This is a genomic window from Lentzea sp., assembly GCF_035525475.1.
In the GTDB taxonomy this organism is placed as follows: Bacteria; Actinomycetota; Actinomycetes; order Mycobacteriales; family Pseudonocardiaceae; genus Lentzea.
Genome location: NZ_DATLEC010000133.1, coordinates 1 through 26,260 on the forward strand (window position 1 = coordinate 1; position 26,260 = coordinate 26,260).

Here is a 26,260-nt window from a genome sequence, read left to right on the forward strand (position 1 = left end):
TCGCCACGCCACCGGGTTGCGGGACGCTGAGTATCAGGTCGTCGCCGCCGTTGCCGTCGACGTCACCGAAGCTGAACTTTGTGGCGTTGTAGTCGAACTGGTTTCCGCTCCACCACAACTGAGGGATGCCGAAGCCGTTTCCGTTGGAGAGTGCCACGTAGACGGCGATGCCTCCGGTGCCGGCGTTGGCCGCGAAGATGTAGTCGGCGTTGCCGTCGCCGTTGACGTCGCCGACGAAGGGTGTGATGCCAGCCCATCCCACGGTGGGGTCTCGCCACCACTGTGCCGGCAACTGCCAGAAGCCCTGCCAGGTCGATACGAGCATGGTGGCGCCGCTGCCCCCGGTCGGCTCGTTGGTGACGAGGACGAGGTCGGAGGCGCCGTTGTGGTCCACGTCGCTGAGATGGCGGGCGCCGGAGCCCGGGTTGGAGTTCGGCTGGTCCTTGAAGTGGATGAAGTTGGTCGGCCACTTCGCGTCGCCGGTGGTGATGGTGCGCCAGCGGAACGGGCCTGTCGAGTAGACGTCTTCGGATACCGTGATGGAGTTGCCGTTGATCGCCTCCACGTAGGCGACGTGGCCATCCGGGCCTGTGCCGCCGGCGTTGGAGTCCCATTGGGCGATCGCACCGGCCGTCGGTGTTTGGTTGACCAGGACACCGTGTTGGGATGCGTTCCATGCCCAGTGCGAGGCATTGCCCAGCTGGTAGTTCGGCGTGGCCGCGCCGTTGATCGTCATCATGTAGGCGGCGTAGTTGGTGCAGTTGTGTCCTGCGTAGGCGCCCCAGTGGCTGGACTGGAAGTGCTGCTCGAAACCGTGCGCCGTGTAGCCGGCGTTGATGCACGTGGCGTAGGAATTGCCTGCGCACAACACGGTCACGCTGGCAGAGGCCGTGCTCATGCTCGCGAGGATGAACGTGAGTGACGTGATCAAGACGGTGCCGAACGCCAAGACTCGTCGCCGCCGTCGGATGGTGGGTTTCAAGTCGTCACCTCTTCAGGTTGCCTTGGTATGGATGGTCAGCCGCTGACTGGAGTGGCCCGGGCCCGGCGGGCTCGTTCCGCGAGATAAGCAGCCGAAACAGGTACCGCTCGTCAGCCGCACGCGTTGTGGTTCGTGTTGCCGCCGGGTTCTGTTTCGGCCCTCCCCTCAACTGACCTGTTTTTGTCCAGTCAGAAGGGTGGTCGGCGGCTCGGTTGAGATGCCGGCCACTGGGGGATGTTGGCGCACGCCGCTGAGCGCGGCGCCAGACATGCCACGGCCCGCATTCCACCGGCGCTTAGCGCGTCAGATCGTCGAGTTGGTTCCCACTCAGCCCAAGCTCTGATCGCGCAGTCAGCGGCATGACCGGATGCCTGTGTCGTGCTGACGCCGTGGCAGCGGTGGTCAGCGGCGGTGGTCAGCGGCCGGGGTACGCGCGCACCACCGCACCGAAGCCCATCCCTTCACGAAGTGATGGCCACGGCTCGGCGCAGGTAGGTGTTGTCGCGGAGTTCGGCGAGCATGAACTCCGCGATGTCGGCACGGGAAACCCTGGCAGTGAAGGAAAGCCGGAGATCGGTTCCGGTGCGGTAGTCGCCGGTGCGCGGCCCGTTGGTGAGAACTGGTGCGCGCACGACGGTCCAGTCGGAGTCGCTGCCGCGCAGGAGTGCCTCCATCCGTTCCTTGTCGCGCAGGACGGCTCGTTCGAGAAGCCAGGACACGGCGACGTACGCGGTGCGGTGACGGCTGTCCGCGACGCCGTAGTTGCTCAAGAGGATGAGACGGCGAGGACCGCGGCGGGCCGTGTGGGCCAGTACCGCGCGGATGCCCTCGGTGCAGACATCGGGACCTCGCCGTCGCCGGCCCAGGGTGCTGACGATCGCGTCGGCGCCTCGCAATGCCTCCGCGACCGCCGCGGGATCGCGCACGTCACCGCCGACGACGCGAAGCCGCGGCCGCGAACCGATCCGCGACGGGTCACGGGTGAGCGCGGTGACCTCGTGGCCGAGGCGCAGCGCGTGCTCGACGACGACGCGGCCTGTACGTCCAGTCGCGCCGAAAATGGTCAAGCGCAAGGGAGATCTCCTCGGGTATAGCTGATCGACTTATCCGGGACACGCGTGCCGTTTAGTTGCTACAGTGCTCCGGTAGCACCGACCCGTCAACCCTGGAGGCCCAGTCGTGCCCATCGTCGCCGGAACCGCCTACGTCGACCCAGACCACCGCGACACGCTCCTGGCGGGCCTCGCCCCGTCCCTGCGCCGGGTTCGAACCACGCCGGGCTGCCTGGACTACGTGGTGGCGGCCGACCCGATCGAGCCGGACCGCGTCAACATCTACGAGCGGTGGGAGTCCCAGGCGCACCTCGACGCCCACCTGGCCGGAGTCGCCCAGGCGCCGATGCCGCACGTGCGCAGCGTGCAGGTCGTGCGGTACGAGATCGGCGGTTCCAGCCGACTGCAGGGCTGAGCGGTGCGGCGTCACCGCGAGGCAGTCATCGGCCTGGCACGACACGGCTTACGATCGCCGGGATGTCACCGTCGAAACGAACCCCGGACACCACGCACGTCGACGCGGCCACGGAACCGGACAGGCCCCAGCGCGCCGACGGCCGGCGCAACCACGCGCGAGTGCTGGAAGAGGCATTCGCCGCGTTCGCGGCGCACGGTGCCGCGGTCCCGATCCGCGAGATCGCCCGCCGGGCCGGCGTCAGCACCGGCACCGTCACCCGGCACTTCCCCACCAAGGAAGCACTTTTCCGGGCGGTAGCGCTGCACCGCATCGAACACCTCGTCCGCCGCGCCGAGGACATCACCGCGCACGAGGAACCGGCAACAGCGTTCTTCACCTTCTTCGCGCTGCTGGTCCGTCAAGGCGCTGCTGATCATGCCGTCGGCGACGCCCTCACCGGCGCCGGCTTCGACCTCCAGGCCGCGGCATCCACGGCCATCCACGACTTCGACGCGGCCATGACCGGCCTGCTCGCCGCGGCACAGCAGGCCGGAGCGGTCCGCGATGACGTCGACACGGCCGACGTCAAAGCGCTCATCACCGGCTGCATCGCCCGCGACGACGACGGCGCCGCGCAGCAGCGCATGGTGGAGATCGTCTGCGACGGGCTTCGGCCTCGCCGAGCTTGACCGCCCGGAACAGCATCGCCTACCGACAACGCGATCAGCGGTAGGAGAGGACAGGACAATCTCGGTTGCGCTGCGACCGACAGCCTGATCGACTGCTCGTGACCAGTCGTCCGGACAAGGAGAGGCACATGCGCGTGGCGTCCGTGTTCACCCAGAAGGTATTCGTTGCCTATCTAGAGGACATGACGCTTGTCGCGCACCTTGAACTTGGGGATCCTGGCTCACGTCGACGCTGGTAAGACCAGCCTCACCGAGCGGTTGCTGCACACCGCCGGTGTCATCGGCGCACTCGGCAGCGTGGACGCGGGGAACACGCAGACCGACTCGCTCGCGCTCGAACGGCAGCGCGGCATCACGATCAAGTCCGCCGTCGCGTCGTTCGTCGTCGGTGACGTCGCGGTCAACCTGATCGACACACCGGGCCACCCGGACTTCATCGCCGAGGTGGAGCGGGTGCTCGACGTGCTCGACTGCGCCGTGCTGGTGGTGTCCGCGGTGGAGGGCGTGCAGGCGCAGACCCGCGTGCTCATGCGCACGTTGCGGCGCCTGGAGATCCCGACTGTCGTGTTCGTGAACAAGATGGACCGTCGTGGCGCTGACGGGGAGCGCGTGGCGCGTGACGTGGTCGAGAAGCTGGCGAGCGAGGCGCCGATCTGCTTCGGGTCCGCGATCACCGGTGACGGGGTCGACGAACTGGTCGCCGGTGTCCTGTCGTTGTCGCCGGTGGCAGACGTGGTCGACGGTCCGTTGTCCGGCACGGTCTTCAAGATCGAACGTGGCAGGGCGGGGGAGAAGATCGCGTTCGTGCGGCTGTTCTCCGGGACCGTGCGGGTGCGCGATCGGGTGAAGATCGGTGACCGCGAAGGGAAGGTCACCTCGATCGCGGTGTTCGGGGGTGGCTCGGCACCACGTCGCGCCACCGCGCGGGCAGGGCAGATCGCGAAGCTCTGGGGCCTCGACGTCCGCATCGGCGACACGATCGGCGTCGCTCACCACGACCGTGCCCGCCACTTCGCGCCACCGACGCTGGAAACCGTGGTGGAATCACATGATCGGGTGGCTCTGCATTCCGCGTTGCGGCAGCTTGCCGAGCAGGACCCGTTGATCGATCTGCGGCTCGACGGCGACGACATCGTGGTCTCTTTGTACGGCGAGGTGCAGAAGGAGGTCATCGAGGCGACGCTCGCGCTGGAGTACGGCGTCGCTGTCACGTTCCGCGAAACGAGAACGATCCGCGTGGAACGTCCCCGGGGCGTGGGTGAGGCGGTGCGGTTCCTCGGTGAGACCCCGTACGCGGCCACCATCGGGTTCCGGGTGGAACCGGGACCGGAGGAGTTCCGGCTGGAGGTGGAGCTGGGCTCGCTGCCGCTCGCCTTCTTCCGGGCCACCGAGGACGCCGTGCGCGACACGGTGCGCGCTGATCGGATTCACGACTGCACTGTCACGATGACGCACTCCGGGTACTTCTCACCGGTGAGTGCGGCGGGTGACTTCCGCGGTCTCGCGCCGATCGTGCTGCGGGAAGCGCTGCGCCGAGCTGGAACCGTGACGTGCGAACCGGTGCACCGCTTCCGGCTGGAGATCCCGGCGGACGCGCTCACCGCGGTGCTCGCCGCGCTGGGCAAGGTCGGCGCCGTTCCGCTGGAGACGACCGCGACCGTCCTCCACGGGCACGTTCCGGCGGCGCGGGTGCACGATCTGCAACGACGCCTGCCCTCATTGACCCGAGGGGAAGGGGTGCTGGAAAGCGAGTTCGACCACTACGCCTGAGTCATGTCTTGGGGCGTTGCTTGACTCCGGCGGCGAGGAGGTCGACCACTTCCGCGATCCTGGCCGCGCGCAGCTCCGGGCGGCGTGTGGTGCCGTCGATCCAGCGCAGGTAGGCGCGGCGGTAGAACTGGGCGAGGGAGTCGAAGAACGCGCCGGCCGCCGGCGTGGCGTCGAGCGCGGCCGCCATGTCCTCGGCGAGGTCCGCGCGTTGCGGGCCTTCCGGGGACAGCACGACCTCGACGCGGTCGCCGGGCGCCAGGCTGGTGTCGCGCAGCCAGGCAGGGGTGAGAACGATCCGGGGGTCGGCGTCGGAAGTCTCGATGACACCGCGAACGCGGACCTGGTCGATCATGCCGGTGATGTGGTGCCGGTCCTTGACGCCCCAGACCTGGTCGGGGTCGAACGGGACGGGCACGACCACGCGGCCGCGTCCGTCCGTGCGGGCCGTGCCGGTGAAACGGCGTGCCGTCATGGACAGCGATCGTAACGGGCGCTGAGCAGCAAGAGGGGTTCGCTCCCGCGACGCGCAACAAAGCCCGGCCGGATGGATCATCCGGCCGGGCTCTGGTGTGTTCCGCGCGTGCCGCTGAAGGCTCAGCGACGCCGATCAGAACTACGCGGGGACGATGTTCTCCGCCTGCGGGCCCTTCTGGCCCTGCGTGATGTCGAAGGACACCTTCTGGCCTTCCTGGAGCTCGCGGTAGCCCTGGGCGGCGATGTTCGAGTAGTGGGCGAAGACGTCGGCGCCGCCACCGTCCTGCTCAATGAAGCCGAAGCCCTTTTCGGCGTTGAACCACTTGACGGTTCCGGTGGCCATGGTGCACTCCAAGCATGATGTGGCGCCCGCACTGTGCGGGGCCGGGTAGTGATCCGTCATGATTCCAAGGCGCTGAACAGCACGGCGCCCGCGACCTGTGGTCACGGGCGAACGGGGAACCTCGAAGCCATGACGGATGACACTACCGTACACCAACGGATCTTGGCCCGCATCATGGGCCCCCCTCGTCGGCGTCCGTGGGCATCGAGGAGGACTCCGGCAACCCGCCCGCGAGCGAGAGAACATGCCCATCGGCAGACATCGGCGGCCGGTGAACAAGAATGAGACATCCGTCCTGTTGTGGCACGCGGAATTTCGTGGCTGATATGAGCGAAATTCACCCCTGATCAACGCTGTGACCTGCGTTGACTCGTCCGATAAAGCGGAACTCGTCGGTGAGGATGACCTATCGGGTCTTCCTGGTTGCGCGAACCGGAATTTCGTGGCTTCTGCAGCAGGTCAATAGCGTTGAATTCATGGAATGGAGCTATCACTCGGCTGAAGAACTCGTTGCCGCCCTGCGTGTCGGCGCGGTGACATCGGTGGACCTGACCGACGAGGCGATCGCCCGCATCGAGCGGGGCGACGAGGTGGTCAACGCGGTCTGCGTGCCGGACTTCGACCGTGCGCGGGCCGCCGCACGCCGTGCCGACCGGGCGCGGGCCCGGGGTGAGGACCGGCCGCTGCTCGGCGTCCCGGTGACGGTCAAGGAGTCGTACGACATCGCCGGGCTGCCCACGACCTGGGGCATGCCGGCGCACAGGAACCACGTGCCGGCCGAGGACGCGGTGCAGGTGTCGCGGCTCAAGGCCGCGGGCGCGGTGGTGCTCGGCAAGACCAACGTGCCGCTGGGGTTGCAGGACATCCAGACCTTCAACGAGATCTACGGCACCACCACCAACCCGTGGGACCGCGGTCGCACGGCGGGCGGGTCCTCCGGCGGGTCTGCGGCGGCGCTGGCGTCCGGGTTCGGCGCGTTGTCCATCGGGTCCGACATCGCCGGCTCGCTGCGCACCCCCGCGCACTTCTGCGGCGTCTACGCGCACAAGCCGACGCTCGGGCTGGCGGCCAGCCGCGGCATGGTCCCGCCGGGCGAGCCGGCGTTGCCGTCCGAGTTCGACCTCGCCGTCGTCGGGCCGATGGCGCGCACCGCCCGCGACCTCGCGCTCCTGCTCGACGTCATGGCCGGACCGGACCCGCTGACGCTCGGCGTGGCGCACCGCGTGGCACTGCCGCCCGCCCGGCACGAGCGGCTCCGCGACTTCCGGGTCCTGGTCCTCGACGAGCATCCGCTCATCGCGACCGGGGCCGCCGTGCGGGCGGGCGTGCACCGGGTGGCCGCCGCGCTCGCCGACGGCGGCGCCCGCGTCGAACGGCGCAGTGCGCTGCTGCCCGATCTGACCGAGGCCGCGACGCTCTACATGCAGTTGCTGATCTCGGGCTCCGTCGCGCGCTTCCCCGTCGAGATGGACGAGCAGTTGCGGAACCGCGTCGCCGGACTGAGTGCGGACGACCGCAGTCTTGACTCCGTGCGGCTGCGCGCCATGCTGTTCAGCCACCGCGACTGGATCGAGGCGCACCACCGCCGCGAGGTCCACCGCCACGGCTGGCGGCGGCTGTTCGCCGAGTTCGACGCCGTGGTGTGCCCGATCACGCCGACGCCCGCGTTCCCGCACGACCACAGCCCCGACCCGATGGAACGGCGCATCGACGTCGACGGCGTCGAGTACCCGTACTTCGACCAGCTGGTCTGGGCCGGCCTGGCCACCATGCCCGGTCTGCCCGCCACCGCCGTACCCGCCGGCCGGTCTCCCGAGGGGCTGCCGGTCGGGGTGCAGCTCATCGGTCCGATGTTCGAGGACCGCACACCGCTGCGGCTGGCCGAACTGCTCGAGCAGACGATCGGCGGGTTCCAGGCGCCGGTCTAGGCGGCCCGGCGTTCGAGGAAGACGGTGTCGCGCCACACGCCGTGGTGTCGCGCGATGCGTTCGCGGACGCCGAGGGTGCGGAAGCCCGCCGCGTGGTGCAGGGCGAGGCTCGCGCGGTTCTCGGGGAAGATCGAGGTCTGCAACGTCCACAGGCCCGCGGCGTCGGCGGCCGTGACCAGCTTGTGCAGCAGAGCTTTGCCGACCCCTCGGCCGCGGAGGTCGGCTCCGACGTAGACGGAGTGCTCGGCCACGCCCGCGTAGCAGTCCCTTGTGGACACCGGGGTGGCCGCCGCCCAGCCCGCCACCACGCCGCCGGTCTCGGCGACCCAGCGGTGCTCGCGCAACCACTTGGCGTCGAGCGCTCTGCGTTGGGGCACCTCGGTTTCGAACGTCGCGTCGCCGGTGGCGATGCCTTCGGCGTAGATGCGGCGCACGGCGGTCCAGTCGTCGTCACGCATCGCGCGGACGGTCACGTCGGCCGGGAGGTTCTCCTGGCGGCACGGGCGGGGCGCGAGCACGCCCATGACGATGTCGGCCGCATGGGGCAGACCTGTGCAGCACGACGGGTTCACGGTGACGTGGGTGGCGGTGCCCTCCTTGTGCATCCGAAGGAAGCCGACCTCGGCCAGCTTGCGCACGTGGTGCGAGCAGGTGGACTGGCTGATGCCGACCAGGTCGGTCAGCTCGCCCACGGTCATCGAGCGGCCCGCGGTCGCCACGGCGTGCAGCAGCCGCACTCGGGTCGGCTCTGCCAGGCACGCGAACCAGTCCGCGTAGGTCGCGGCGTCCTCGGCGGGCAGCACGGCCGCTGTCGTCGTCATGCGGTGAAGTATCGACGCAGATCGATGGTTGCGTCAATCGATCCCGGTCGATACAGTCCGACGGGTTGATTCGAAATCCGTCGATACAAGGGGTGTGCCGTGAGTGAGTTCCCAGTCGTCGTGGTGGGTGCCGGGCCCGCGGGGTTGTCCGCGGCGGCGCACCTGGTCGAACGGGGCGAGCACGTGCTCGTGCTGGAAGCGGGTGACCGCGCCGGTTCCGCTGTGTCGCAGTGGAACCACGTCCGGCTGTTCTCGCGGTGGAGCGAGCTCGTCGACCCGGCCGCCGGACGCCTGCTCGGTCAGGCCGGCTGGGCGCGTCCAGCCGGTGACGCCTATCCGACCGGCGGGGAGTGGGCGGAGTTGTACCTGCGACCGCTGGCGGAGGTGCTGGGCGACCGGGTCCGCTTCGGTTCGCGCGTGGTGGGAGTGGCACGGCGCGGCCGGGACCGCGTCGTGGACGCGGGCCGCGAAGACGAGCCGCTGACCGTCCACGTGCGGACCACGAACGGGGAAGAGCGGATCACGGCGCGTGCGGTGATCGACGCTTCCGGCACGTGGGGCTCACCGAACCCGCTGGGTGGAGACGGGCTTCCCGCGGCGGGCGAGCGAGCGGCGGCCGAGAGGATCACCTACCGCGTGCCCGACCTCGCGGCCGAACGGGCTCGCTACGCGGGCAAGCGGATCGCGGTCGCCGGCAGTGGCCACTCCGCCCTCACCGCGCTGGTGGCGCTGGCCGAGCTCGCCGAGCGGGAGCCCGGCACGAAGATCGTGTGGCTGTTGCGGCGCGGCGCGGTCGGCAACGCGTTCGGCGGGGGCGAAGCCGACCAGCTCCCGGCGCGCGGCGCGTTGGGCCTGCGGGCGAGGAAGGCCGCCGAAGCCGGTCACGTCGAGACCGCCACCGGGTTCCGCACGGCGGCGGTCGAGCGCGCGGCGGACGGCAGCCTGACGCTGGAGTCGTTCGACGGCGACCGGGTCGAGCGCATCGACGAGGTCGTGGTGCTGACCGGGTTCCGGCCGGACCTGTCGTGGTTGTCGGAGGTCCGGCTCGACCTGGACCCTGTGCTGCAGGCCCCCTCGAAGCTCGCTCCGCTGATCGACCCGAACGTGCACTCGTGCGGCACCGTCTACCCCCATGGTGAAAACGAGCTGCGGCACCCCGAGCCGGGTGTTTATCTGGTCGGCATGAAGAGCTACGGCCGTGCGCCGACGTTCCTGTCGCTGACGGGCTACGAGCAGGCGCGGTCCATCGTGGCCGCGCTCGCCGGTGACCACGAGGCGGCCGGGCGCGTCGAGCTCGTGCTGCCCGAGACCGGGGTGTGCGGTGGCGCCGGCGTGTTCGACGCTCCCGAGGAGCAGAAGAACACCGGCGGCTGTTGCGGCGCACCGGAGACGATCGGCCTCGCGCCCAGTGCCCGCTGACACGACGGCGCGGCCCGGCATCGACGCCGGGCCGCGCCGCGTGCTGATCGTCCTGTGCGCCACCGAGATCATCAGCTGGGGAGTGCTCTACTACGCCTTCCCGGTGCTGCTGCCGACCATCAGCGCGCGGACCGGGTGGTCGCTCGCGGCGATCACGGCCGGGTTCTCCGCGAGCCAGGTCGTCGCGGGCCTGGTGGGCATCCCGGTCGGAAGGCTGCTCGACCGCCACGGACCGCGCGCCATCATGACCACCGGCTCGATCGTCGCCGTGCTCGCGCTCGTCGCGTTGGCGACGGCGGAGGAGCTGGTGTGGTTCACGGCGGCGTGGTTGCTGGCCGGCGTGGCGATGGCCGGGATCTTCTACGCACCCGCGTTCGCGGCGCTGACCCGCTGGTACGGGGCGCGCCGGGTGTCCGCGCTGACCGCGCTGACGCTGGTCGCCGGGCTGGCCAGCACCGTGTTCGCGCCGTTGACCGCCGTGCTGAACGAGCACGTGGACTGGCGCGGCACCTACCTGATGCTCGCCGGATTCCTTGCTGTCACGACGATTCCGCTGCACCTGTGGGGTCTGCGGTTGCCGTGGCCGGCGATCGAGCACGAGACCGCGCACGCTCCGTCGGCGGTGGCGCGCAGCAGGCCGTTCCTGGTGCTCGTGGCCGCGATGAGCCTGGCCGCGCTCAGCGTGTACGCCGTCGTGATCAACCTCGTCCCGCTGCTGACCGAACGCGGCATGACGACCTCGGCCGCCGCGATCGCACTCGGGCTGGGCGGCGTCGGCCAGGTGATGGGCCGGCTCGGCTACGCCAAGCTGGTTGCGCGGACATCGGTGCGCACCCGCACCCTGCTGATCCTCCTGGTGAGCGCGGTGGTGACCGCCCTGCTGGGCGTGGTGCCCGGCCCGGCACCGCTGCTGATCGCGGGCTCCGTGCTCGCCGGCGTCACGCGGGGGATCTTCACGCTGGTGCAGGCGACCGCGATCACCGACCGGTGGGGAGCGGTCCACTACGGACAGCTCAACGGCCTGCTCACCGCACCGGTCATGCTCACGGCCGCGATCGCGCCGTGGGCGGGCAGCGCGCTGGCGGCGTGGCTGGGCGGCTATCCGGCGGTGTTCGTGGTGCTGGGGGCGATCGGGGTGCTGGCGGCCGCGCTGTCGACCGCCGGCGTGCCGCGCTAGCCGAGCAGCTCCGCGACCAGACCTCGCACCCGGCGGTCGATGTCGTCGCGGATCGGGCGCACGGCGTCGATGCCCTGGCCCGCGGGGTCGTCGAGCTGCCAGTCGAGGTAGCGCTTGCCGGGGAAGACCGGGCAGGTGTCGCCGCAGCCCATCGTGATCACCACGTCGGAGGCCTCGACGTCCTCGGTCGTGAGCTTCGACGGGACCTCGGCGGTGATGTCGAGCCCCCACTCCGCCAGCGCGGCGGCGGCCGCGGGGTTGACCTTCTCCGCGGGCTCGGACCCGGCCGAACGCACGGCGATCCGGCCCATGCCGTAGTGCTGCAGCAGCGCCGCGGCCATCTGGGAGCGGCCGGCGTTGTGCACGCAGACGAACAGCACCTCGGGCGTCTTGGGCACGGCGGTTCTCCTTGGATCGAAGTTCGTCGACGCGGATCACACCCCGTGTATCGACTTTTGTCAATCCAAGCCGCTAGGGTCGTCGTCATGACGAGCGCGGACCAGGCACTGCTCGACCCGACGACGGCCGCCCGCCTGTTCAAGGCGCTCGGCGACCCGATCCGCGTCGAACTCGTCGGTCTCGTGCGCCGGACCGAGGGCCAGGAGGCGTGCTTCTGCGACCTGGCCGACCAGTTCGACATGCCGCAGTCCTCGCTCAGCCACCACCTCAAGATCCTCGTCAACGCCGGAGTGCTCAGCCGCCAACGGCGCGGCACCTGGAGCTGGTACCGCATCGACAACGCCGCCATCGACGTGCTCGCCGCGGTGCTGGCGCCGGGAGGACCGTTGCGCGACGCCGGCACCTGTTGCGACTGACCTGACCTCGTTCAAGGGAACCTGTTGAGAACCAACGAAAACGCGGCACCTGACGTGCTGCACCGACTGTCCTTCCTGGACAGGTTCTTGCCGGTGTGGATCGGCGTGGCCATGGTCGCCGGTCTGGTGCTCGGCCGGTTCGTCCCTGGCCTGCAAGGCGTGCTGGACGCGGTGAAGATCGGCGAGGTGTCGCTGCCGATCGCGCTCGGCCTGCTGCTGATGATGTACCCGGTGCTGGCGAAGGTGCGCTACGACAGACTCGGCACCGTCACCCGCGACCGCCGCACCATGCTGCTCTCACTGGTGCTGAACTGGGTCCTCGGCCCGGCGCTGATGTTCGCCCTGGCGTGGATCTTCCTGGCGGACCTGCCCGAGTACCGCACCGGTCTGATCATCGTCGGCCTCGCCCGCTGCATCGCCATGGTGATCATCTGGAACGACCTCGCCTGCGGCGACCGCGAGGCCGCCGCGGTGCTCGTCGCGCTGAACTCGGTGTTCCAGGTCGTCATGTTCGGTGTGCTCGGCTGGTTCTACCTCGACCTTCTGCCCGGTTGGCTCGGCCTCGGCACCGCGTCGGTGGACTTCTCGGCGTGGGAGATCGCGAAGTCCGTGCTGATCTTCCTCGGCATCCCGCTGCTGGCCGGGTACCTGAGCCGCAAGCTGGGGGAGCGGTCGCGCGGCCGCGACTGGTACGAGTCGGAGTTCCTGCCGCGCGTCGGCCCGATCGCGTTGTACGGCCTGCTGTTCACGATCGTCATCCTGTTCGCGCTGCAGGGCGGGACCATCACGAACCGTCCGCTCGACGTCGTCAGGATCGCGCTGCCGCTGCTGGTGTACTTCGCGATCATGTGGGCCGGTTCCTACGCGCTGGGCAAGGCGTCCGGGCTTTCCTACGAGCGGACGACGACGCTGGCGTTCACCGCGGCGGGCAACAACTTCGAGCTCGCCATCGCCGTCGCGATCGGCGTGTTCGGCGTGACCTCAGGGCAGGCCCTGGCCGGCGTCGTCGGCCCGCTGATCGAGGTGCCGGTGCTCGTCGCGCTCGTCTACGTCAGCCTCAGGCTCCGGCGTCGTTGGGTGGCTCGTGCTCAGCTCTGACGTCGTGGTGATCGGCGGTGGTCAGTCAGGACTGGCCGCCGCCTTCTACCTGCGCCGCGCGGGCATGGACCACGTGGTGCTCGACGCGCGGCCCGTGCCGGGCGGGGCGTGGCCGCACACGTGGGACTCGCTGCGCCTGTTCTCCGTCGCCCGCCACAGCTCGCTGCCCGGCTGGCCCATGCCGTCCTTTCCGGACGGATACCCGACCGCGCGGCACGTCGTCGACTACCTCACCGCCTACGAGAAGCGCTACGACATCCCCGTCCACCGGCCCGTCCAGGTCACCTCGGTGACCCGCGACGGTGACCGCCTGCTGGTGCGCACCGACTCCGGAACGTGGTCGGCTCGGCACGTCATCAGCGCGACGGGTACGTGGTGGCGGCCCTTCCGGCCGTTGATGGACCTGCCCGGCCGTCAGCTGCACACCGTCGACTACCGCGAGCCGCTCGAGTTCGCCGGGCGCAAGGTCGTGGTGGTTGGCGGCGGCAACTCCGGCGCCCAGATCGCCGCCGACCTCGCCCCGCACACCGAACTGACCTGGATGACCCGCCGCCCGCCGCGCTACATGCCCGACGAGATCGACGGCAAAGCACTGTTCGACATCGCCACCCGCCGTGGCAGCGTGGCCGAGCTCGGCGACATCGTGGCGGTGCCGCCCGTCCGAGAAGCCCGCGACACCGGACTTCTCGTGGCCACCCCGATGGACGCTGAAGCCTTGTCCGGCGCGGAGATCGTGGTGTGGTGCACCGGGTTCCGGCCCGCCCTGAGCCACCTGGCTCCGTTGCGGCTGCGCGGCACCGAAGGCCGCGTCGCCGTCGAGGGCACGACCGCCGCGGGGGAGCGGCGTCTGCACCTGCTCGGCTACGGCGGCTGGACCGGCCCGGCGTCCGCGACCCTCATCGGGGTCGGGCCGACCGCGAAGGCGACGGTCGCGAAGATCAGGCCATGACCGGGCGGCGGCTCACACCGTTCAGAGCCGCGGCCATCCGGTCGGTCGTCTCCGGGCGCAGCCAGTAGTAGACCCACGTGCCGCGGCGCTCGCAGTCGACCAGACCCGCCTGGCGCAACAGCTTGAGGTGGTGCGAGATCGTGGGCTGGGACAGCTCGAAAGCCGGTGTCAGCTCGCAGACGCAGACCCCGGCGCCGGGTCCCGAGGCGATCATCGACAGCAGCCGCAGGCGCACCGGGTCACCGAGCGCCTTGAACATCGCCGACAGCTCGGCCACCTGCTCCGCGGCCAGCGGGTCCTCCGGCAGCGGTGCGCAGCAGCCCGCCTCTTGCTTCGACATCTTTCAATGTTGAACGCGCTCCGGGATTCGCGCAACATCCGCGACCCGGGAGCGCGGGTCACGGTGCCAGGCGGGCGATCGACCCGATTTCCAGGGCGACCCACACAGCGCCGTCGGGGCCGAGGGTGATGCCGTGGGGTTCCGAGTCCGGGCGCGGCAGGGCGCAGGTCTCGACCTCTCCCTCCTGGCTGATCCGGCCGATGCGGCCGGAGCCCCACTCGGTGAACCAGCAGGACCCGTCCCGGTCCGCGGTGATGGCGTGTGGCCGTGCGGTCCGGTCGGGCAACGGGAACTCGGTGATCCGGCCGTCCGCGGTGACGCGCCCGATCTGGCCCGCGGCGATCTCCGCGAACCACAGCGCGCCGTCACCGCCGCGGGTGATGCCGACCGGTCCCGCGCCGGCGGTGGGCAGCGGGTGCGTGGTGATGTCCCCCTCGACGGTGATCCGGCCGATGGCGTTCGCCTGGTTCATCGTGAACCACAACGCGCCGTCCGGGCCGTCGGTGATCATCGAGGGGAAGCTCCCCTTCGCGGGGAGGTCGAACTCCGTGACCGTTCCGTCGACGGTGAGGCGGCCGACCTTGCCGGCGTTCATCTCGGTGAACCAGAGCGCCCCGTCCGGTCCCGCCGTGATGCCGAACGGCCCCGCCTCGGGCGTGGGGACGTCGAAACCCGTGACCGCGCCGTCGGTCGTGATGCGGCCGATCCGATGCCCCAGCGACTCGGTGAACCACAACGCGCCGTCCGGGCCGGTCGTCAGGAGCGACGGCCGGCCGGAGGACGGGTCGAGCCGGTACGAGACGTGCTCGCCGTCCGGCGCCATCCGTCCGATCAGGCCGTGGTGCACCTGCGTGAACCACACCGCGCCATCGGGCCCCGCGGTGATCCCGTACGGCCCCGAGCCCGGCTCGCCGGCCGGGTACTCCGTGATCGGCACAGCCAGGTTTCCCGCCACGACCCCACTCCTCGACCAGCTACGGTGAATGATCTTGGTTCAAGCGTACGTCCTGTCCCGCATCCTCCGATCGGAGGATGGAGGGGGTCTACCGCGTCCGCGGTGATCCCCGACCGCGTGGTCGATCCGGCGCGTCTTCGCAAGCGGCAGGCTTTCGATCATGACCATCATCGAGGTACACGGCCTCGTCAAGCGCTACGGCGACCACACCGCGGTGAACGCCCTGTGACAACACAACTCGGCGTCGTCAGCACTTCCCGCCCGGCGCGCATCTTCCACATCGACAACCTCCGCGTCTTCCTGACCTTCCTGGTGGTCGCGCACCACTCCGCGGCCCCCTACGGCAATCTCCCGCTCTGGCCCAACTGGCGACAGCCTGCTTCGGCGTCCGCGGCGTTGCCGTTGGACCTGCTGATCCTGGTCGACCAGACGTTCTTCATGGGGCTCTTCTTCCTGCTGTCCGGATTCTTCGCACCCGCCGGGGTGGATCGGAGAGGGCCGGGCAAGTTCGCGGTCGAGCGCCTCAAACGGGTCGGGATTCCTTTCCTCGCGTTCGTCGTGCTGCTACGGCCGCTCTTCGTCTTGCCGACCTACCTCGACCTGCCGTCGGCGACCCGGCCGTCTTTCGCGGTCTACTACTTCACCTCCTGGTTGATCGGGCCCGCCTGGTTCCTCGAAGTGCTGTTGATCTTCTGTCTCGCGTATGCGTTGTTACGGCACCTGCGCACGACCGCGGAGCCCGTGCGGTCACGACCGTTGCGGCGGCGGGATCTGCTCGCTTTCGTGCTCGTCCTCGCGGCGGCCACCTACGCGTGGCGGATTTTCGTCCCGTTCGGCAGCTATGAACCGGTGCTCGCGCTGCCCAGCCCGGCCTACATGCCCCAGTACGTGCTGTTCTTCGCCGCCGGTGTCGCGGCCTACCGTCGGCGCTGGCTCATGTCGCTCCCGCGGAGATCGGGCTGGTTCGGTGTGCTTCTCGTGGTGGTGTCGTCCGTGCCGATGGCACTGGGCGGCTACCGCGGTCTCGCGGCTTCCGGCGACCTGACCGTTGTCAGCCCTGTCCACCTGGCTCTCGCGCTGTGGGAGTCGCTGTTCGCGGTCGGCGTCATCCTCGTCCTGCTCCGCGTGTTCGAACGCTTCGTCGCCGGTTCGTCGCCACTCAGCCGCTACCTCGCCGACAATGCCTTCGCCGTCTACCTCGTGCACGCGCCGGTCATCGTCGGAGTCGTGGCGGTGTTGCACCCACTGGACGCGGCTCCCGTGCCGAAGTTCCTGCTGACCCTGGTGCTCGCCGCGGCCGGGAGCTGGGCGATCTCGGGCGCTCTGCGCCGTATACGCGCCGTGCGGGCAGTGGTGTAGTGCGACCTCGGGTTACGGCCGGCATCACGTGCGATCATGGCTGGACAGCGCACGTGGTGCTGGTGTGGGCGATCGTGGCCGGGGGTCCGGCCGCGAGGTACTTCCGCTGGGAGCGGGTCGTGGGTGTCGAGGCCGAGTTGCGCGAGGAGTTCGACCGCTGGGAGCGCAAGGAGACCGCGGTCCTGAAGGTGTTCCCGTACCCGCTGCTGGCGATCAGCGTCGTGTTGACCCTGCTGCAGTCGCTCTGGAACGCGCCGGTGCACCTGCCAGGAGTGCTGGGGCTCTCCGCTCTGCTCACCGCGTGGGTCATGTGGTTCCACACGTTCCACCGGGAGTGGCACGGCAATGCCCCGCTGATGGCTCTGTACTACGCGGGGCTCGTGGCGTTGACCGGCTGCCTGGTGCTGCTCACGCCCTGGTTCGGCTTCTTCGCCTTCGTCGGGTACGTGCACGCCTTCCAGTACCTGAAGGGCCGGTGGCGCTACGTCGGCGTGGTCGCCACGTCCGCGGTCTCGGCGGTCTCCTACGTGGGAGGGGCGGCCAACATCACGGTCGATGACTGGTGGAAGTGGCCCGCTGTCACCGCGTTCACCACGGTGATGGCCACGGCGGCCTTCTACGCCGACGTGATGTCCGACCGGCGCAACCACCGGCAGAAGCGGGCGCTGGTCGAGCTGCACAAGGCCAACACCGAGCTGGAGACCGCGCTGGCGGAGAACGCGAACCTGCACACCCAGCTGCTGGTGCAGGCCCGCGAGGCCGGCGTGCTCGACGAGCGGCACCGGATGGCGCGGGAGATCCACGACACCCTCGCCCAGGGCTTGGCCGGCATCCTCACCCAGCTCCAGGCCGCCGAGCAGGCGTCGGACGAACCGGCGGTGTCGCGCCGGCACGTGGCGAACGCGATGAGCCTGGCCCGCGAGAGCCTCACCGAGGCCCGCCGCACGGTGCACGCGGTGGGACCGTCCGCATTGGCGGAAGCACGCCTCCCTGACGCGATCGGCGACGTGGCCAGGCGCTGGTCGGAGGTGAACCGCGTCGAGGCGGTGCTGACCACGACCGGCGACGCCCGGCCGATGCACACCGACGTCGAGGTGGCACTGCTGCGCACCGCGCAGGAGGCCCTCGCCAACGTCGCCAAGCACGCACGAGCCCGCCGGGTCGCCCTGACCCTGTCGTACATGGAGGACCTGGTGACACTCGACGTCCTGGACGACGGAGCAGGTTTCCTGCCGGACGCGAAGCGCGCCGGCGGTTCCGCGGACGGGGGCTTCGGGCTCGCCGGCATGCGGCAGCGGGCACAGCTCCTCGCGGGACGCCTGGACGTCGAGTCCGAGCCGGGAGGCGGCACCGCGATCACGGTGACGGTGCCCGCGATCCCCGCCGGGAGCGAGAGTTGATCTCACTGCTGATCATCGACGACCACCCGGTGGTGCGGGACGGCCTGCGCGGCATGTTCGGCGCCGACCCGCGCTTCGAGGTGGTCGGCGAAGCCGGTGACGGCGCCGAAGCGGTCGCGGCGGGGGACCGCCTGCGCCCCGACGTGATCCTCATGGACCTGCGGATGCCCGGGACCGACGGGGTGGCCGCCATCAGGGAGCTGGCGAAGCGCGGCGTGCCGTCACGGGTCCTGGTGCTCACCACCTACGACACGGACAGCCACGTGCTGCCCGCCATCGAAGCCGGCGCCACCGGCTACCTCCTCAAGGAGGCGCCTCGCGACGAGCTGGTCCGCGCGGTCGAGGCCGCGGCACGCGGGCAGGCGGTGCTCTCACCCGCCGTCGCCACCAGGCTCCTGGGCCAGGTGCGCAAACCGGTCCCGGCACCCCTGTCCCGGCGCGAACAGGAGGTGCTGGAACTGATCGCCCAGGGCTCGACGAACCGCGAGGCGGCGAAGCGGCTGTTCATCAGCGAGACGACGGTCAAGACGCACCTGCTGCACGTGTACGCGAAGCTGGGCGTCAACGACCGGGCAGCCGCCGTGGCCGCCGCGTTCTCCCGCGGCTACCTGACGCCAAGCGAATGATCGCGCTGGCCGTGCTCAACGGCATCATCGCCCTGGTGTCCACCGGGTTCGCGATCGTGGCGGCGGTCCGGCCGTCGTCCCTGAGCCACGAGACGACACCGACCGCGGGCGAGCGCTTCTACGCGTGGATGTACGCGATCAGGGGAGTGCCGCTGGGACTTCTCGTCTGCGTGGTGCCGTTCGTCGCGACCGGCCTGGTCAGCGCACTGGTGCTGATCACCGCCGCGGTCGTGCAGATCGGGGACGCCGCCATCGGCGCCCATCGGCGCGAGGTCCGCATGACCGTGGCTCCTGCCCTCGCCGGGGTCATCCACGTGATCACCGCGATCGCGGTGATCAACTGACGAGCATTTCTCACACCTGGGCGAATCGGCTCTTCGCGACCCGGTCGGGCTCCGACCACATCCGGTGGGGATATCCCAGCTGCGGCGCGCTCACCTCGTCCAGCTGGTCGAGCTGACGCGGTGAGAGGTCCAGCTCGGCGGCCGCGAGGTTGGACGTGAGCTGGTCCACGCTCCTCGGCCCGATGATGGGAATGATCCCCTTCGACATCGACCACCTGATCGCCACCCGCTCCGGAGTCGTGCCGAGATCCCTGGCGATGCTCTCGGCGGTGTCCAGGACACCGGTCTTGGCGGGGTCGTCCTCCGTGTGGAGGAACTGGCTGATCGAGCTCTGCGCACGACCTGTGGCGCCCTGCCGGTACTTGCCCGTCAGAAGACCACCGCCGAGAGGCGAGAACCCGAGGACGCCCAGTCCGAAGGCCTCTGCCATCGGCAGCAACTCCCGTTCGGCGGCGCGCTGGACGAGGCTGTACTCGACCTGGATCGCCACGGGAGGGGCCCAGCCCCGCTGCTGCGCCAGGGTGACTCCCGTTGCCACACGCCATGCGGGGAAACTGGAGAGGCCGGCGTAAAGAATCTTGCCGGCGCGCGTCAGGTCGTCGAAGGCCCGCAGTATTTCTTCGATCGGTGTGGATTCGTCGGCCACGTGGGCCCAGAACACGTCCACCCGGTCGGTGCCCAGCCGGCGCAAGCTCTGCTCCAGGGACTGGACCATCGCTTTTCTGCTGTTCCCCGTCATCTGGAGGCCGCTGCTCGCGGAAGTCCCCATGGTGTACTTCGTCGCCAGGACCACGTCCTCGCGATCCGAGGAGATGATGTCCGAGAGGAACTCCTCGGCGTCTCCCGACTGGTAGTTGGAAGCGGTGTCGATGAAGTTCCCTCCCGCTTCCCTGTACGTGTCGTACATCGCCTGAGCCTCGGGCGCCTCCGCTCCGTGCCCCCAGCCCGTGCCGAAATTGCCTGTCCCCAGCGACAGTTCTGATACTCGCAGTCCCGATCGTCCGAGGAATCGGTATCGCATGCGGTTTTTCACTCCCAGCGTCCATCCGGCACGAGGAGGCTCCTCGCACCGGGCAGCTCCCGCCGCCAGACATGATCGTTCCCCTCGCCGGGCGTACAGTCCATAACGTGGAGTCCAGCGATGTTTACCGATCGTCCAGCTTCGAGGTCGCTCTCGACGCACGGGACCCCTTCCGGGACGCCCTGGCGCTGGCGCGGCCCCGGACCGTCGTTCCCGTCCCGCTCCGCGCTACGGCGCCGTGGAGAGCCCATTTCTCCCCTTTCCCGCACGTCAAGCTCGGCGTGGTGGTGGAAGGCGAGTGCTGGCTGAGCGTCGACGGACTGGAACCTCTCTTCCTGAGCACGGGCGATTTCTACCTCCTCGGAAACCCACCCCCCTATGTCCTCGGAAGCTCGGTCGGAGGGGCCGGCCCCGAGATCTCTCAGGGCTCCGTCACGTACACGTGCAGCGTCGACTTCGAGTTCCAGGATTCCGATGCGTCGATCCTGTTCTCGTCGCTCCCTCCGGCCATGGTCGTCAAAGCAGACGATGCCGGCGGAAAACTGCTCTGGAACATCGCGACCCTTCTCGTCCACGAGTTCGAGGCGACCAAGGTGGGCCGGTCTCTCGTCCTCGAACATCTGGCCCAGATCCTCCTGGTGCACATGCTGAGGTCGCACGCCGGTTCATCCCACCAGCCCCTGGGATGGCTCGCGTCGGTCATCGACGACGGAATCGGGGCAGCGCTACGAGCTGTACACGCCGAACCGCACCGTCGCTGGACGCTCGAAGAACTCGCCAGAACCGCGATGATGTCGAGGTCGGCTTTCTCCGCGCACTTCAGGAGCAGGGTCGGAAGACCTCCGCTGGACTACCTCATCGAGTGGCGAATGCAGCTGGCGCGCGCCGCATTGCGCACGGAGGACTCCCTCACGGCCATAGCGGCAGCTATCGGATATCAGTCCGAAAGCGCTTTCAGCACCGCTTTCCGGCGCGTTGTCGGGATGTCACCACGGGAGTTCCGCGTCTCAGCCGCTGATCACGCCGATGGCGATGCCGAGCATCGTGGTGTTGTAGATGAACGAGAGCACGCCGTGCGCGAGGATCCGCAGCCGCATGCCGGAGGTGCGTGACTCGACGTCGGAGACCGCGAACGTGGTGCCGACGGTGAACGAGAAGTACGCGAAGTCGATGAAAGTCGGGTGCTCGGAGCCGGGGAACACCAGCAGCTTCTCGGGCAGGGCGGCGTAGTACGCCTGCGCGTAGCGGTCGGCGTAGCCGAAGTGCAGGATCGCCCACGCCAGCAGCACGGCGGGCACACCGGCGATCTTGCTGTTCAGCGCCGCCTGGGTGCCTTCCTCGGTGACCGCGATGGTCAGACCGGACGTGATCCCGGTGAAGCTGGTGAACAGGGTGAACAAGGTGCCGCTGCGGCGGCCCAGCGTGCTCTTGACCCACGCGCCCTGGTCGTCGCCCGCCCGCTTGCCGCGACTGAGGCGGATGACGCGGATCGCGAGGTAGACGACGGCGATGATGTCCCACAACGCGATCCACCTGATGTCATCCGACAGGAAGATGGGGACGCCGAGCAGGACGAGCGTGCTCTCGATGATCCGGGACAGCACGACTGACGGGCTGAAGCGCATGACTTTCCTTAGTGGGAACGGCAAGGGGGTGGCCCCGTGACTTCCGGATCACGGGGCCGGGGGAGACGTCAGCGCGCGGCGCGGAGGACGAGGTCGACGACCGCGTCCGGACGTGAGACCGCCACGGCGTGCGAGGCTTTCTCGACTGTCACGGTGGCGCGTGAGCCGGCCCGGTCGGCCATGAACCTCTGCGCCCGCACGGGAATGTTCTTGTCGGCGCCCGCCAGCAGGAACCACGAGGGGATGCTCGCCCAGGCGGGGGCGCCGGACGCCTCGTTCAGGGCGGCGTCACGGATGGGGCGCTGGGTGCTGGCCATGAGGGCGGCCTGACGCGCCGGGACGTCCGCCGCGAACTGCTGCCGGAAGAGCGGGGGCTTGATGTACAGGTCCTGCGAGCCGTCGGGCAGCGGGACCGGTGCCAGCGTCTCGCCCAGCGTGCTGCCGGGGTACTTCGCGGCGAGCTGCGCCGCGGCCTCGCCCTCGGCGGGGGCGAAGGCGGCGACGTACACCAGCGCCTTCACCTTCGGGGAACGCGACTTGACGTTGGTGATGACGGCACCGCCGTAGGAGTGGCCGACGAGCACCACGGGTCCGTCGATGGCGGCGAGACGCGTGTCGAGGGCCTCGGCGTCGGAGGCGACCCCACGCAAGGGGTTGGCGACGGCGACGGCGGTGAAGCCCCGTCGCTGCAGCCGCTCGATGACGGGGTTCCAGCTCGCACCGTCCGCGAAGGCGCCGTGGACGAGGACGATCGTGGGCTTCTGCCCGGCTGCCGGGTGGGGGGCCGCGTTCGACGTGCCGAGCAGGGCGAACCCGGCCACGGCGACGAGCACGGCCAGTAGAGCGGTGACGCGGTGCGTGAGCTTGTGCATGTCCGGTTCTCAGTCTGTGAGGAAGGCGAGCAGGGCGGCGTTGACCTCGGCCGCGTGGGTGAGCAGCAGGCCGTGCGGTGCACCGTCGATCTCGACGTAGCGGGCGTCGGGCAGGCGGCGGCGGAACTCGCGGGCCGTGGCGTCGATCGGCAGGATGCGGTCGGCGGTGCCGTGCAGGATCAGCGACGGCACGTCGATGCTCTTCACGTCGTCCCGGAAGTCCGTCAGCCACGCCGGGACGCACGCGTACGCCGCCACGGGCGCCGAGGCGATGGCGGTGACCCAGTTCGCCCGGAGCGCGGCATCGCTGAGACGGGACCCGAGCGTCTCGTCGGTGTTGAAGAAGTCGACGAAGAAGTTCTCGTACCAGGCGTAGCGGTCGGCCTCGGCCTGCTCGGCGATGCCGTCGAACACCGACTGCGGCACGCCCGCGGGGTTGTCCTCCGTCTGCAGCAGGAACGGCTGGAGCGCGCCGAGGAAGGCCGCCTTCGCCACCCGCTCCGAGCCGTAGGTGCCGAGGTAGCGGGCGACCTCGCCCGAACCCATCGAGAAGCCGACGAGGACGACGTCACGCAGGTCGAGCCGGGTCAGGACCGCGTTCAGGTCGGCGGCGAAGGTGTCGTAGTCGTAGCCCGTCATGGTCTTGCTCGACCGGCCGAAGCCCCGGCGGTCGTAGGTGATGACGCGGTAGCCGGCCTTGACGAGCGCGTCGGTCTGCTTCTCCCACGACTGCCCGTCCAGCGGGTAGCCGTGGATCAGGACGACCGGCTGGCCGGAGCCGTGGTCCTCGTAGTACAGCTCGATGCCGGTCGAGCCCTCGGTGCCGACGGTGATGGTTCCCATGGTGCCTTCCCGCCCCTCCGCCGTGTGCGGATCGGGGATGGCACGAACCTAGGGAGCGAGCAGGGCCCGCCGCGTCCGTCAGACAACGTCTTCGGCGTACGTCATCGTGCCGCGCAACACCGCGGCGAGCTCGCCGCGGGACGTCACGCCCAGCTTGGGGAACATACGCTGGAGGTGGGTGCTCACCGTCCTGGGGGAGACGTACAGCCGCTCGCCGATCTCCCGGTTGGTCAGCCCCTGCGCGGCGAGCTGGGCGACGTGCAGCTCGGTCGAGGTGAGCCGGTCGACGGCGGCCGGGTCCTGGTGGGGGGAGGACGTGCCCGCGGCGCGGAGCTCCTGGCGTGCCCGCTCCGCCCAGGCCGACGCGCCGAGCGCGTCGAAGATCTCGCGCGCGGCCTGGAGGACGGCGCGGGACTCCGCGGGCCGCCGGTGCCGCCGCAGCCACGCGCCCAGGGCGAGGTGCACCCGCGCCCGTTCGAACGGCCAGTCGACGGGAACGGCGTCGAGTGCCGCCCGGTAGAGCTGCTCGGCGTCGTCCGGAGGACTCAGCAGCGCGCGGGCGAGGCGCAGTCCGCAGAGCAGGGCGGGTGACGGGGTCAGCTCCGCCAGCGGGGCCAGCTCCCGCAGGACCTCCCGCGCCGCGTCGGCGGACTCGCTGCGCACCGCCGCCTCGACCAGTTCGGCGACCCCGTAGAAGCGCAGCCACGGGTGGAAAGCGGGGTCGGCCGGTTCGAACACGCGGCGCAGGTGCCCGAAGGCGTCGCCGTAGCGCCCCTGGCAGAGGGCCGCCTGCCCGCGGGCCATCTGCACGATGGCCAGCGCCGGGCGCGCGCCACCGGGAAGGGCGGTGCGCTCCGCCTCCGCTGCCCACGCCTCGGCCAGCGGGTCGCCGCAGACGGCGGCGACCTGTGCGCGAATGGCGTGCACCATCGCGTGCACGAGGGACTGGCCGGTCTCGCGGGCCAGCTCCGCGGCCTCCTCGGCGGCGAGGTGGGCGGCGCGCACGTCACCGAGCCGTGCGGCACTGCCCGCCTGCACGCACAGGGCCCTGGCCAGCATCGACAGACGGCCCTGTGCCCGCAGGGCGTCCAGCGACCTCGTCGCCAGGCGGCTCGCCAGGGCGGGAGCACCCACCGTCACCGCGGCGGCACCCAGGAGCTGGTCTCCCTCGGCGTCCTCGGACGACCGCTCCAGCTGACCGGTCAGGGCCTCGAGGACGGCGCGCCCGCGGTCGACCGGCGCGCAGTACGCCCGCAGGGCCACCAGGTCGGCGTTGTCCGCGTCCACGGGCATCCGGTCGGCGGCGGCGGCCACCCGCCGGCGGGCGGCAGGCCCCGGCTCTCCCCAGAAGCAGTGCAGGACCGCGCCCCACAGCATGCGCAGTCCCAGCACGGGCTCACCACCGGCGGCGATCTCGACGGCCAGCTCTGCCAGTTCGGCGGTCGCGGTGCCCTGGCCCTGCGCCGCCCCCTCGGCCAGCGCGATGCCGACCCAGGCCGCACGGCCACGATCCCTGGCCGAGAGGTCCAGCGACCGTGCCTGGTCCAGCAGGTGCGCCGCGGCGTCGCACTGGCCCGACTCCAGGGCGAGCTCGGCCGCGCGCAGCAGCCGGTCCGCACGGGCGGAGGGGTCCGCGGTCAGCTCCGCCGCTCGCCGCAGCGCGGCCGCGGCCACCGCGACACCGCCGCGCCGCAAGGCCCTGCCGGCGGTGAGGTCCAGGTCCCGCGCCGCGTGCTCGTCGGGACCTGCGGTGGCGGCGGCGCGGTGCCACGCCTGACGATCGGGCTGCCCCTCCAGCTGGGAGGCGAGAGCGGCGTGCGCGGCCTGTCGTTCCGCGGCGGTCGCCGCGTGGTGCAACGCCGAGCGGACGAGCGGGTGCCGGAAGACCATCCCCCAGGACTCCAGCAGGCCGGCGCCGACCGCCGGCCCGAGAGCGCCGACGCCGACCGCCGTCCCGAGCATCCTGGCGGCGGCGGCGAGGCACTCGTCCATCGTGCCGTCGCCGTTGAGGGCCGCGAGGAGGAGGACCGCCCGCGTGTCGGCCGGAAGTCGGGAGACCCGTGCCGTGAAGGTCCGCTCCAGCCGCTCGGTCAACGGCAGCGGACCCGGCGTGAGCGCGTACGCACCACCGACCGACCGCAGCGCCACCGGCAACTCGGTCAACGCCAGCGGGTTCCCCGCCGCCTCCACCAGCAGCCGCCGCCTGACCTGCTGCCCCAGGCCGGGGGCCACCGCGTCCAGCAGCTCACCCGACACCTCGTCCGCCAACGGGTCCAGGTGCAGCACGGACAGCCCGGCGCCACCGAGCCGGTCGTCGAGGGAGCGGGTGACGGCGACCAGCGCGAGGGGGTCGGACTCGATCCGCCGCGCGACGAACCCGAGCACGTCGAGGCTGGCCCGGTCGATCCAGTGGGCGTCCTCGACGACCACCAGCAGCGGTGCCCTCACCGCCGCGTCCGACAACAGGGTCAGCGCGGCCAGTCCGACGAGGTAGAGGTCGGGCACGGACTCGTCGGCGAGTCCGACGGCCGCGCGCAGCGCAGCACGCTGCGGTCCGGGCAGGTCGTCGATGCCGTCCCGCAACTGGTGGACCAGCTGGTGCAGACCGGCGCAGGGCACGTTCTCCTCCGACTCGACCCCCACCGCCGTGATCACCCGTGTCCCGCGGTCGGCTGCCCGCGCCGCCGCCTCGGAGACCAGCGCCGACTTGCCGATCCCGGGGGCGCCGAGGACGACCACCGCGCCACCCGAGCCGGAGGCGGCCTGCTCGACCAGTGCGGCCAGTGCGCGGCGCTCTCTCTCGCGACCCAGCAGCGCCCGTCGTTGCATGCCGCGCTCTCTCCTCCGTGGTGACCCTTCGCTGCCTCGCGGCCACGCCGAACCGGCCGGAGGACGCGTGGGCTCCAGAACTTGCGGACGTATTTGAGCACCAGCCCGAACATTCCACGGCCTTGTTGCTCG

General features: G+C 70.4%; 27 protein-coding genes. 14 read left to right on the top strand and 13 right to left on the bottom strand.

Translation table 11 applies throughout. The features are described from left to right. Both VM306_RS22125 and VM306_RS22130 read right to left on the bottom strand, forming a co-directional pair. On the bottom strand, positions 1-982 hold a 982-nt coding region (locus VM306_RS22125), incomplete at its 3' end, for a CHAP domain-containing protein (RefSeq protein ID WP_325518094.1). A gap of 461 nt (positions 983-1,443) precedes the next feature. Further along, complete coding sequence (locus tag VM306_RS22130; RefSeq protein ID WP_325518096.1) at positions 1,444-2,055, bottom strand: NAD(P)-dependent oxidoreductase; 612 nt, start codon at positions 2,053-2,055, stop codon at positions 1,444-1,446. Between the two features lie 106 nt (positions 2,056-2,161). Here VM306_RS22130 and VM306_RS22135 point away from each other — a divergent pair, with 106 nt between their 5' ends. The 3 genes from VM306_RS22135 (at position 2,162) to VM306_RS22145 (ending at position 4,890) form a co-directional block, all read left to right on the top strand. Continuing rightward, positions 2,162-2,449, top strand: a complete 288-nt coding sequence (locus VM306_RS22135; RefSeq protein WP_325518099.1) for a putative quinol monooxygenase — start codon at positions 2,162-2,164, stop codon at positions 2,447-2,449. Positions 2,450-2,511: 62 nt separating this feature from the next. Then, positions 2,512-3,120: a helix-turn-helix domain-containing protein gene (locus VM306_RS22140; protein ID WP_325518102.1), complete on the top strand. Its 609-nt coding sequence runs from the start codon at positions 2,512-2,514 to the stop codon at positions 3,118-3,120. Between the two features lie 189 nt (positions 3,121-3,309). Continuing rightward, positions 3,310-4,890, top strand: a complete 1,581-nt coding sequence (locus tag VM306_RS22145) for a translation factor GTPase family protein (protein WP_325518106.1) — start codon at positions 3,310-3,312, stop codon at positions 4,888-4,890. Between the two features lies 1 nt (position 4,891). On the opposite strand, the gene VM306_RS22150 is transcribed toward VM306_RS22145, so the two are convergent. Together VM306_RS22150 and VM306_RS22155 are read right to left on the bottom strand one after the other, a co-directional pair. After that, positions 4,892-5,362: a YdeI/OmpD-associated family protein gene (locus VM306_RS22150; RefSeq protein ID WP_325518110.1), complete on the bottom strand. Its 471-nt coding sequence runs from the start codon at positions 5,360-5,362 to the stop codon at positions 4,892-4,894. 141 nt (positions 5,363-5,503) lie between these two features. Then, on the bottom strand, positions 5,504-5,707 hold the full coding sequence (locus VM306_RS22155) for a cold-shock protein (RefSeq protein ID WP_319971049.1): 204 nt from the start codon (positions 5,705-5,707) through the stop codon (positions 5,504-5,506). A 476-nt stretch (positions 5,708-6,183) separates the two neighbouring features. Here VM306_RS22155 and VM306_RS22160 point away from each other — a divergent pair, with 476 nt between their 5' ends. Next, positions 6,184-7,635 (top strand): amidase, encoded by a 1,452-nt coding sequence (locus VM306_RS22160; protein ID WP_325518116.1) that lies wholly within the window; start codon positions 6,184-6,186, stop codon positions 7,633-7,635. Here the strand turns inward: VM306_RS22160 and VM306_RS22165 are convergent. Continuing rightward, positions 7,632-8,456 carry a metalloregulator ArsR/SmtB family transcription factor gene (locus VM306_RS22165; RefSeq protein ID WP_325518118.1) on the bottom strand — a complete coding sequence of 275 codons (825 nt, stop codon included), beginning with the start codon at positions 8,454-8,456 and terminating at the stop codon, positions 7,632-7,634. The two genes, VM306_RS22160 and VM306_RS22165, sit on opposite strands and share 4 nt — an antisense overlap. 99 nt (positions 8,457-8,555) lie before the next feature. Here VM306_RS22165 and VM306_RS22170 point away from each other — a divergent pair, with 99 nt between their 5' ends. Together VM306_RS22170 and VM306_RS22175 are read left to right on the top strand one after the other, a co-directional pair. Continuing rightward, a complete protein-coding gene (locus VM306_RS22170; protein WP_325518120.1) occupies positions 8,556-9,875 on the top strand; it encodes an FAD-dependent oxidoreductase in 1,320 nt (439 codons plus the stop codon). Continuing rightward, positions 9,865-11,052 carry an MFS transporter gene (locus tag VM306_RS22175; RefSeq protein WP_325518122.1) on the top strand — a complete coding sequence of 396 codons (1,188 nt, stop codon included), beginning with the start codon at positions 9,865-9,867 and terminating at the stop codon, positions 11,050-11,052. The genes VM306_RS22170 and VM306_RS22175 overlap by 11 nt, the downstream gene beginning before the upstream one ends. On the opposite strand, the gene VM306_RS22180 is transcribed toward VM306_RS22175, so the two are convergent. Continuing rightward, positions 11,049-11,450 carry an arsenate reductase ArsC gene (locus VM306_RS22180; RefSeq protein WP_325518125.1) on the bottom strand — a complete coding sequence of 134 codons (402 nt, stop codon included), beginning with the start codon at positions 11,448-11,450 and terminating at the stop codon, positions 11,049-11,051. The genes VM306_RS22175 and VM306_RS22180 overlap by 4 nt on opposite strands. Before the next feature lie 87 nt (positions 11,451-11,537). Between VM306_RS22180 and VM306_RS22185 the strand changes: the two genes are divergently transcribed. The 3 genes from VM306_RS22185 to VM306_RS22195 are packed head-to-tail and all read left to right on the top strand — an operon-like array spanning position 11,538 to position 13,914. Further along, positions 11,538-11,867 (top strand): metalloregulator ArsR/SmtB family transcription factor, encoded by a 330-nt coding sequence (locus VM306_RS22185; protein WP_325518127.1) that lies wholly within the window; start codon positions 11,538-11,540, stop codon positions 11,865-11,867. A gap of 24 nt (positions 11,868-11,891) precedes the next feature. Next, a complete protein-coding gene (gene arsB / locus VM306_RS22190) occupies positions 11,892-12,965 on the top strand; it encodes an ACR3 family arsenite efflux transporter (RefSeq protein WP_414672433.1) in 1,074 nt (357 codons plus the stop codon). Continuing rightward, entirely contained in the window at positions 12,952-13,914 is a 963-nt protein-coding gene (locus VM306_RS22195) for an ArsO family NAD(P)H-dependent flavin-containing monooxygenase (RefSeq protein ID WP_325518129.1), read from the top strand. Before arsB ends, VM306_RS22195 begins: the two co-directional genes overlap by 14 nt. On the opposite strand, the gene VM306_RS22200 is transcribed toward VM306_RS22195, so the two are convergent. Then, positions 13,904-14,254, bottom strand: coding sequence for a metalloregulator ArsR/SmtB family transcription factor (locus tag VM306_RS22200; RefSeq protein ID WP_325518131.1), 351 nt, complete (start codon positions 14,252-14,254; stop codon positions 13,904-13,906). The two genes, VM306_RS22195 and VM306_RS22200, sit on opposite strands and share 11 nt — an antisense overlap. Before the next feature lie 58 nt (positions 14,255-14,312). Next, positions 14,313-15,209 carry a virginiamycin B lyase family protein gene (locus VM306_RS22205; RefSeq protein ID WP_325518133.1) on the bottom strand — a complete coding sequence of 299 codons (897 nt, stop codon included), beginning with the start codon at positions 15,207-15,209 and terminating at the stop codon, positions 14,313-14,315. 225 nt (positions 15,210-15,434) lie between these two features. Between VM306_RS22205 and VM306_RS22210 the strand changes: the two genes are divergently transcribed. From VM306_RS22210 to VM306_RS22225, 4 genes are read left to right on the top strand one after another with little or no spacing between them, the layout of a single operon-like run. Next, entirely contained in the window at positions 15,435-16,568 is a 1,134-nt protein-coding gene (locus VM306_RS22210; protein ID WP_325518135.1) for an acyltransferase family protein, read from the top strand. Between the two features lie 53 nt (positions 16,569-16,621). Then, positions 16,622-17,968, top strand: a complete 1,347-nt coding sequence (locus tag VM306_RS22215) for a sensor histidine kinase (protein WP_325518137.1) — start codon at positions 16,622-16,624, stop codon at positions 17,966-17,968. After that, a complete protein-coding gene (locus VM306_RS22220) occupies positions 17,965-18,594 on the top strand; it encodes a response regulator transcription factor (protein WP_325518139.1) in 630 nt (209 codons plus the stop codon). Before VM306_RS22215 ends, VM306_RS22220 begins: the two co-directional genes overlap by 4 nt. Continuing rightward, entirely contained in the window at positions 18,591-18,938 is a 348-nt protein-coding gene (locus tag VM306_RS22225) for a hypothetical protein (RefSeq protein ID WP_325518141.1), read from the top strand. Before VM306_RS22220 ends, VM306_RS22225 begins: the two co-directional genes overlap by 4 nt. 10 nt (positions 18,939-18,948) lie before the next feature. On the opposite strand, the gene VM306_RS22230 is transcribed toward VM306_RS22225, so the two are convergent. Beyond that, a complete protein-coding gene (locus VM306_RS22230; RefSeq protein WP_325518211.1) occupies positions 18,949-19,959 on the bottom strand; it encodes an aldo/keto reductase in 1,011 nt (336 codons plus the stop codon). Between the two features lie 107 nt (positions 19,960-20,066). Between VM306_RS22230 and VM306_RS22235 the strand changes: the two genes are divergently transcribed. Further along, entirely contained in the window at positions 20,067-21,071 is a 1,005-nt protein-coding gene (locus VM306_RS22235; RefSeq protein ID WP_325518144.1) for an AraC family transcriptional regulator, read from the top strand. Here VM306_RS22235 and VM306_RS22240 read toward each other — a convergent pair. From VM306_RS22240 to VM306_RS22255, 4 genes are all read right to left on the bottom strand, one after another. Further along, a complete protein-coding gene (locus VM306_RS22240; RefSeq protein ID WP_325518146.1) occupies positions 20,967-21,584 on the bottom strand; it encodes a DUF1345 domain-containing protein in 618 nt (205 codons plus the stop codon). The genes VM306_RS22235 and VM306_RS22240 overlap by 105 nt on opposite strands. A 68-nt stretch (positions 21,585-21,652) precedes the next feature. Next, positions 21,653-22,456 (bottom strand): alpha/beta hydrolase, encoded by an 804-nt coding sequence (locus VM306_RS22245; RefSeq protein WP_325518148.1) that lies wholly within the window; start codon positions 22,454-22,456, stop codon positions 21,653-21,655. 9 nt (positions 22,457-22,465) lie between these two features. Then, positions 22,466-23,299: an alpha/beta hydrolase gene (locus VM306_RS22250; protein WP_325518150.1), complete on the bottom strand. Its 834-nt coding sequence runs from the start codon at positions 23,297-23,299 to the stop codon at positions 22,466-22,468. A gap of 78 nt (positions 23,300-23,377) precedes the next feature. Next, entirely contained in the window at positions 23,378-26,128 is a 2,751-nt protein-coding gene (locus tag VM306_RS22255; protein ID WP_325518152.1) for a helix-turn-helix transcriptional regulator, read from the bottom strand. Between the last annotated feature and the right edge of the window lie 132 nt (positions 26,129-26,260).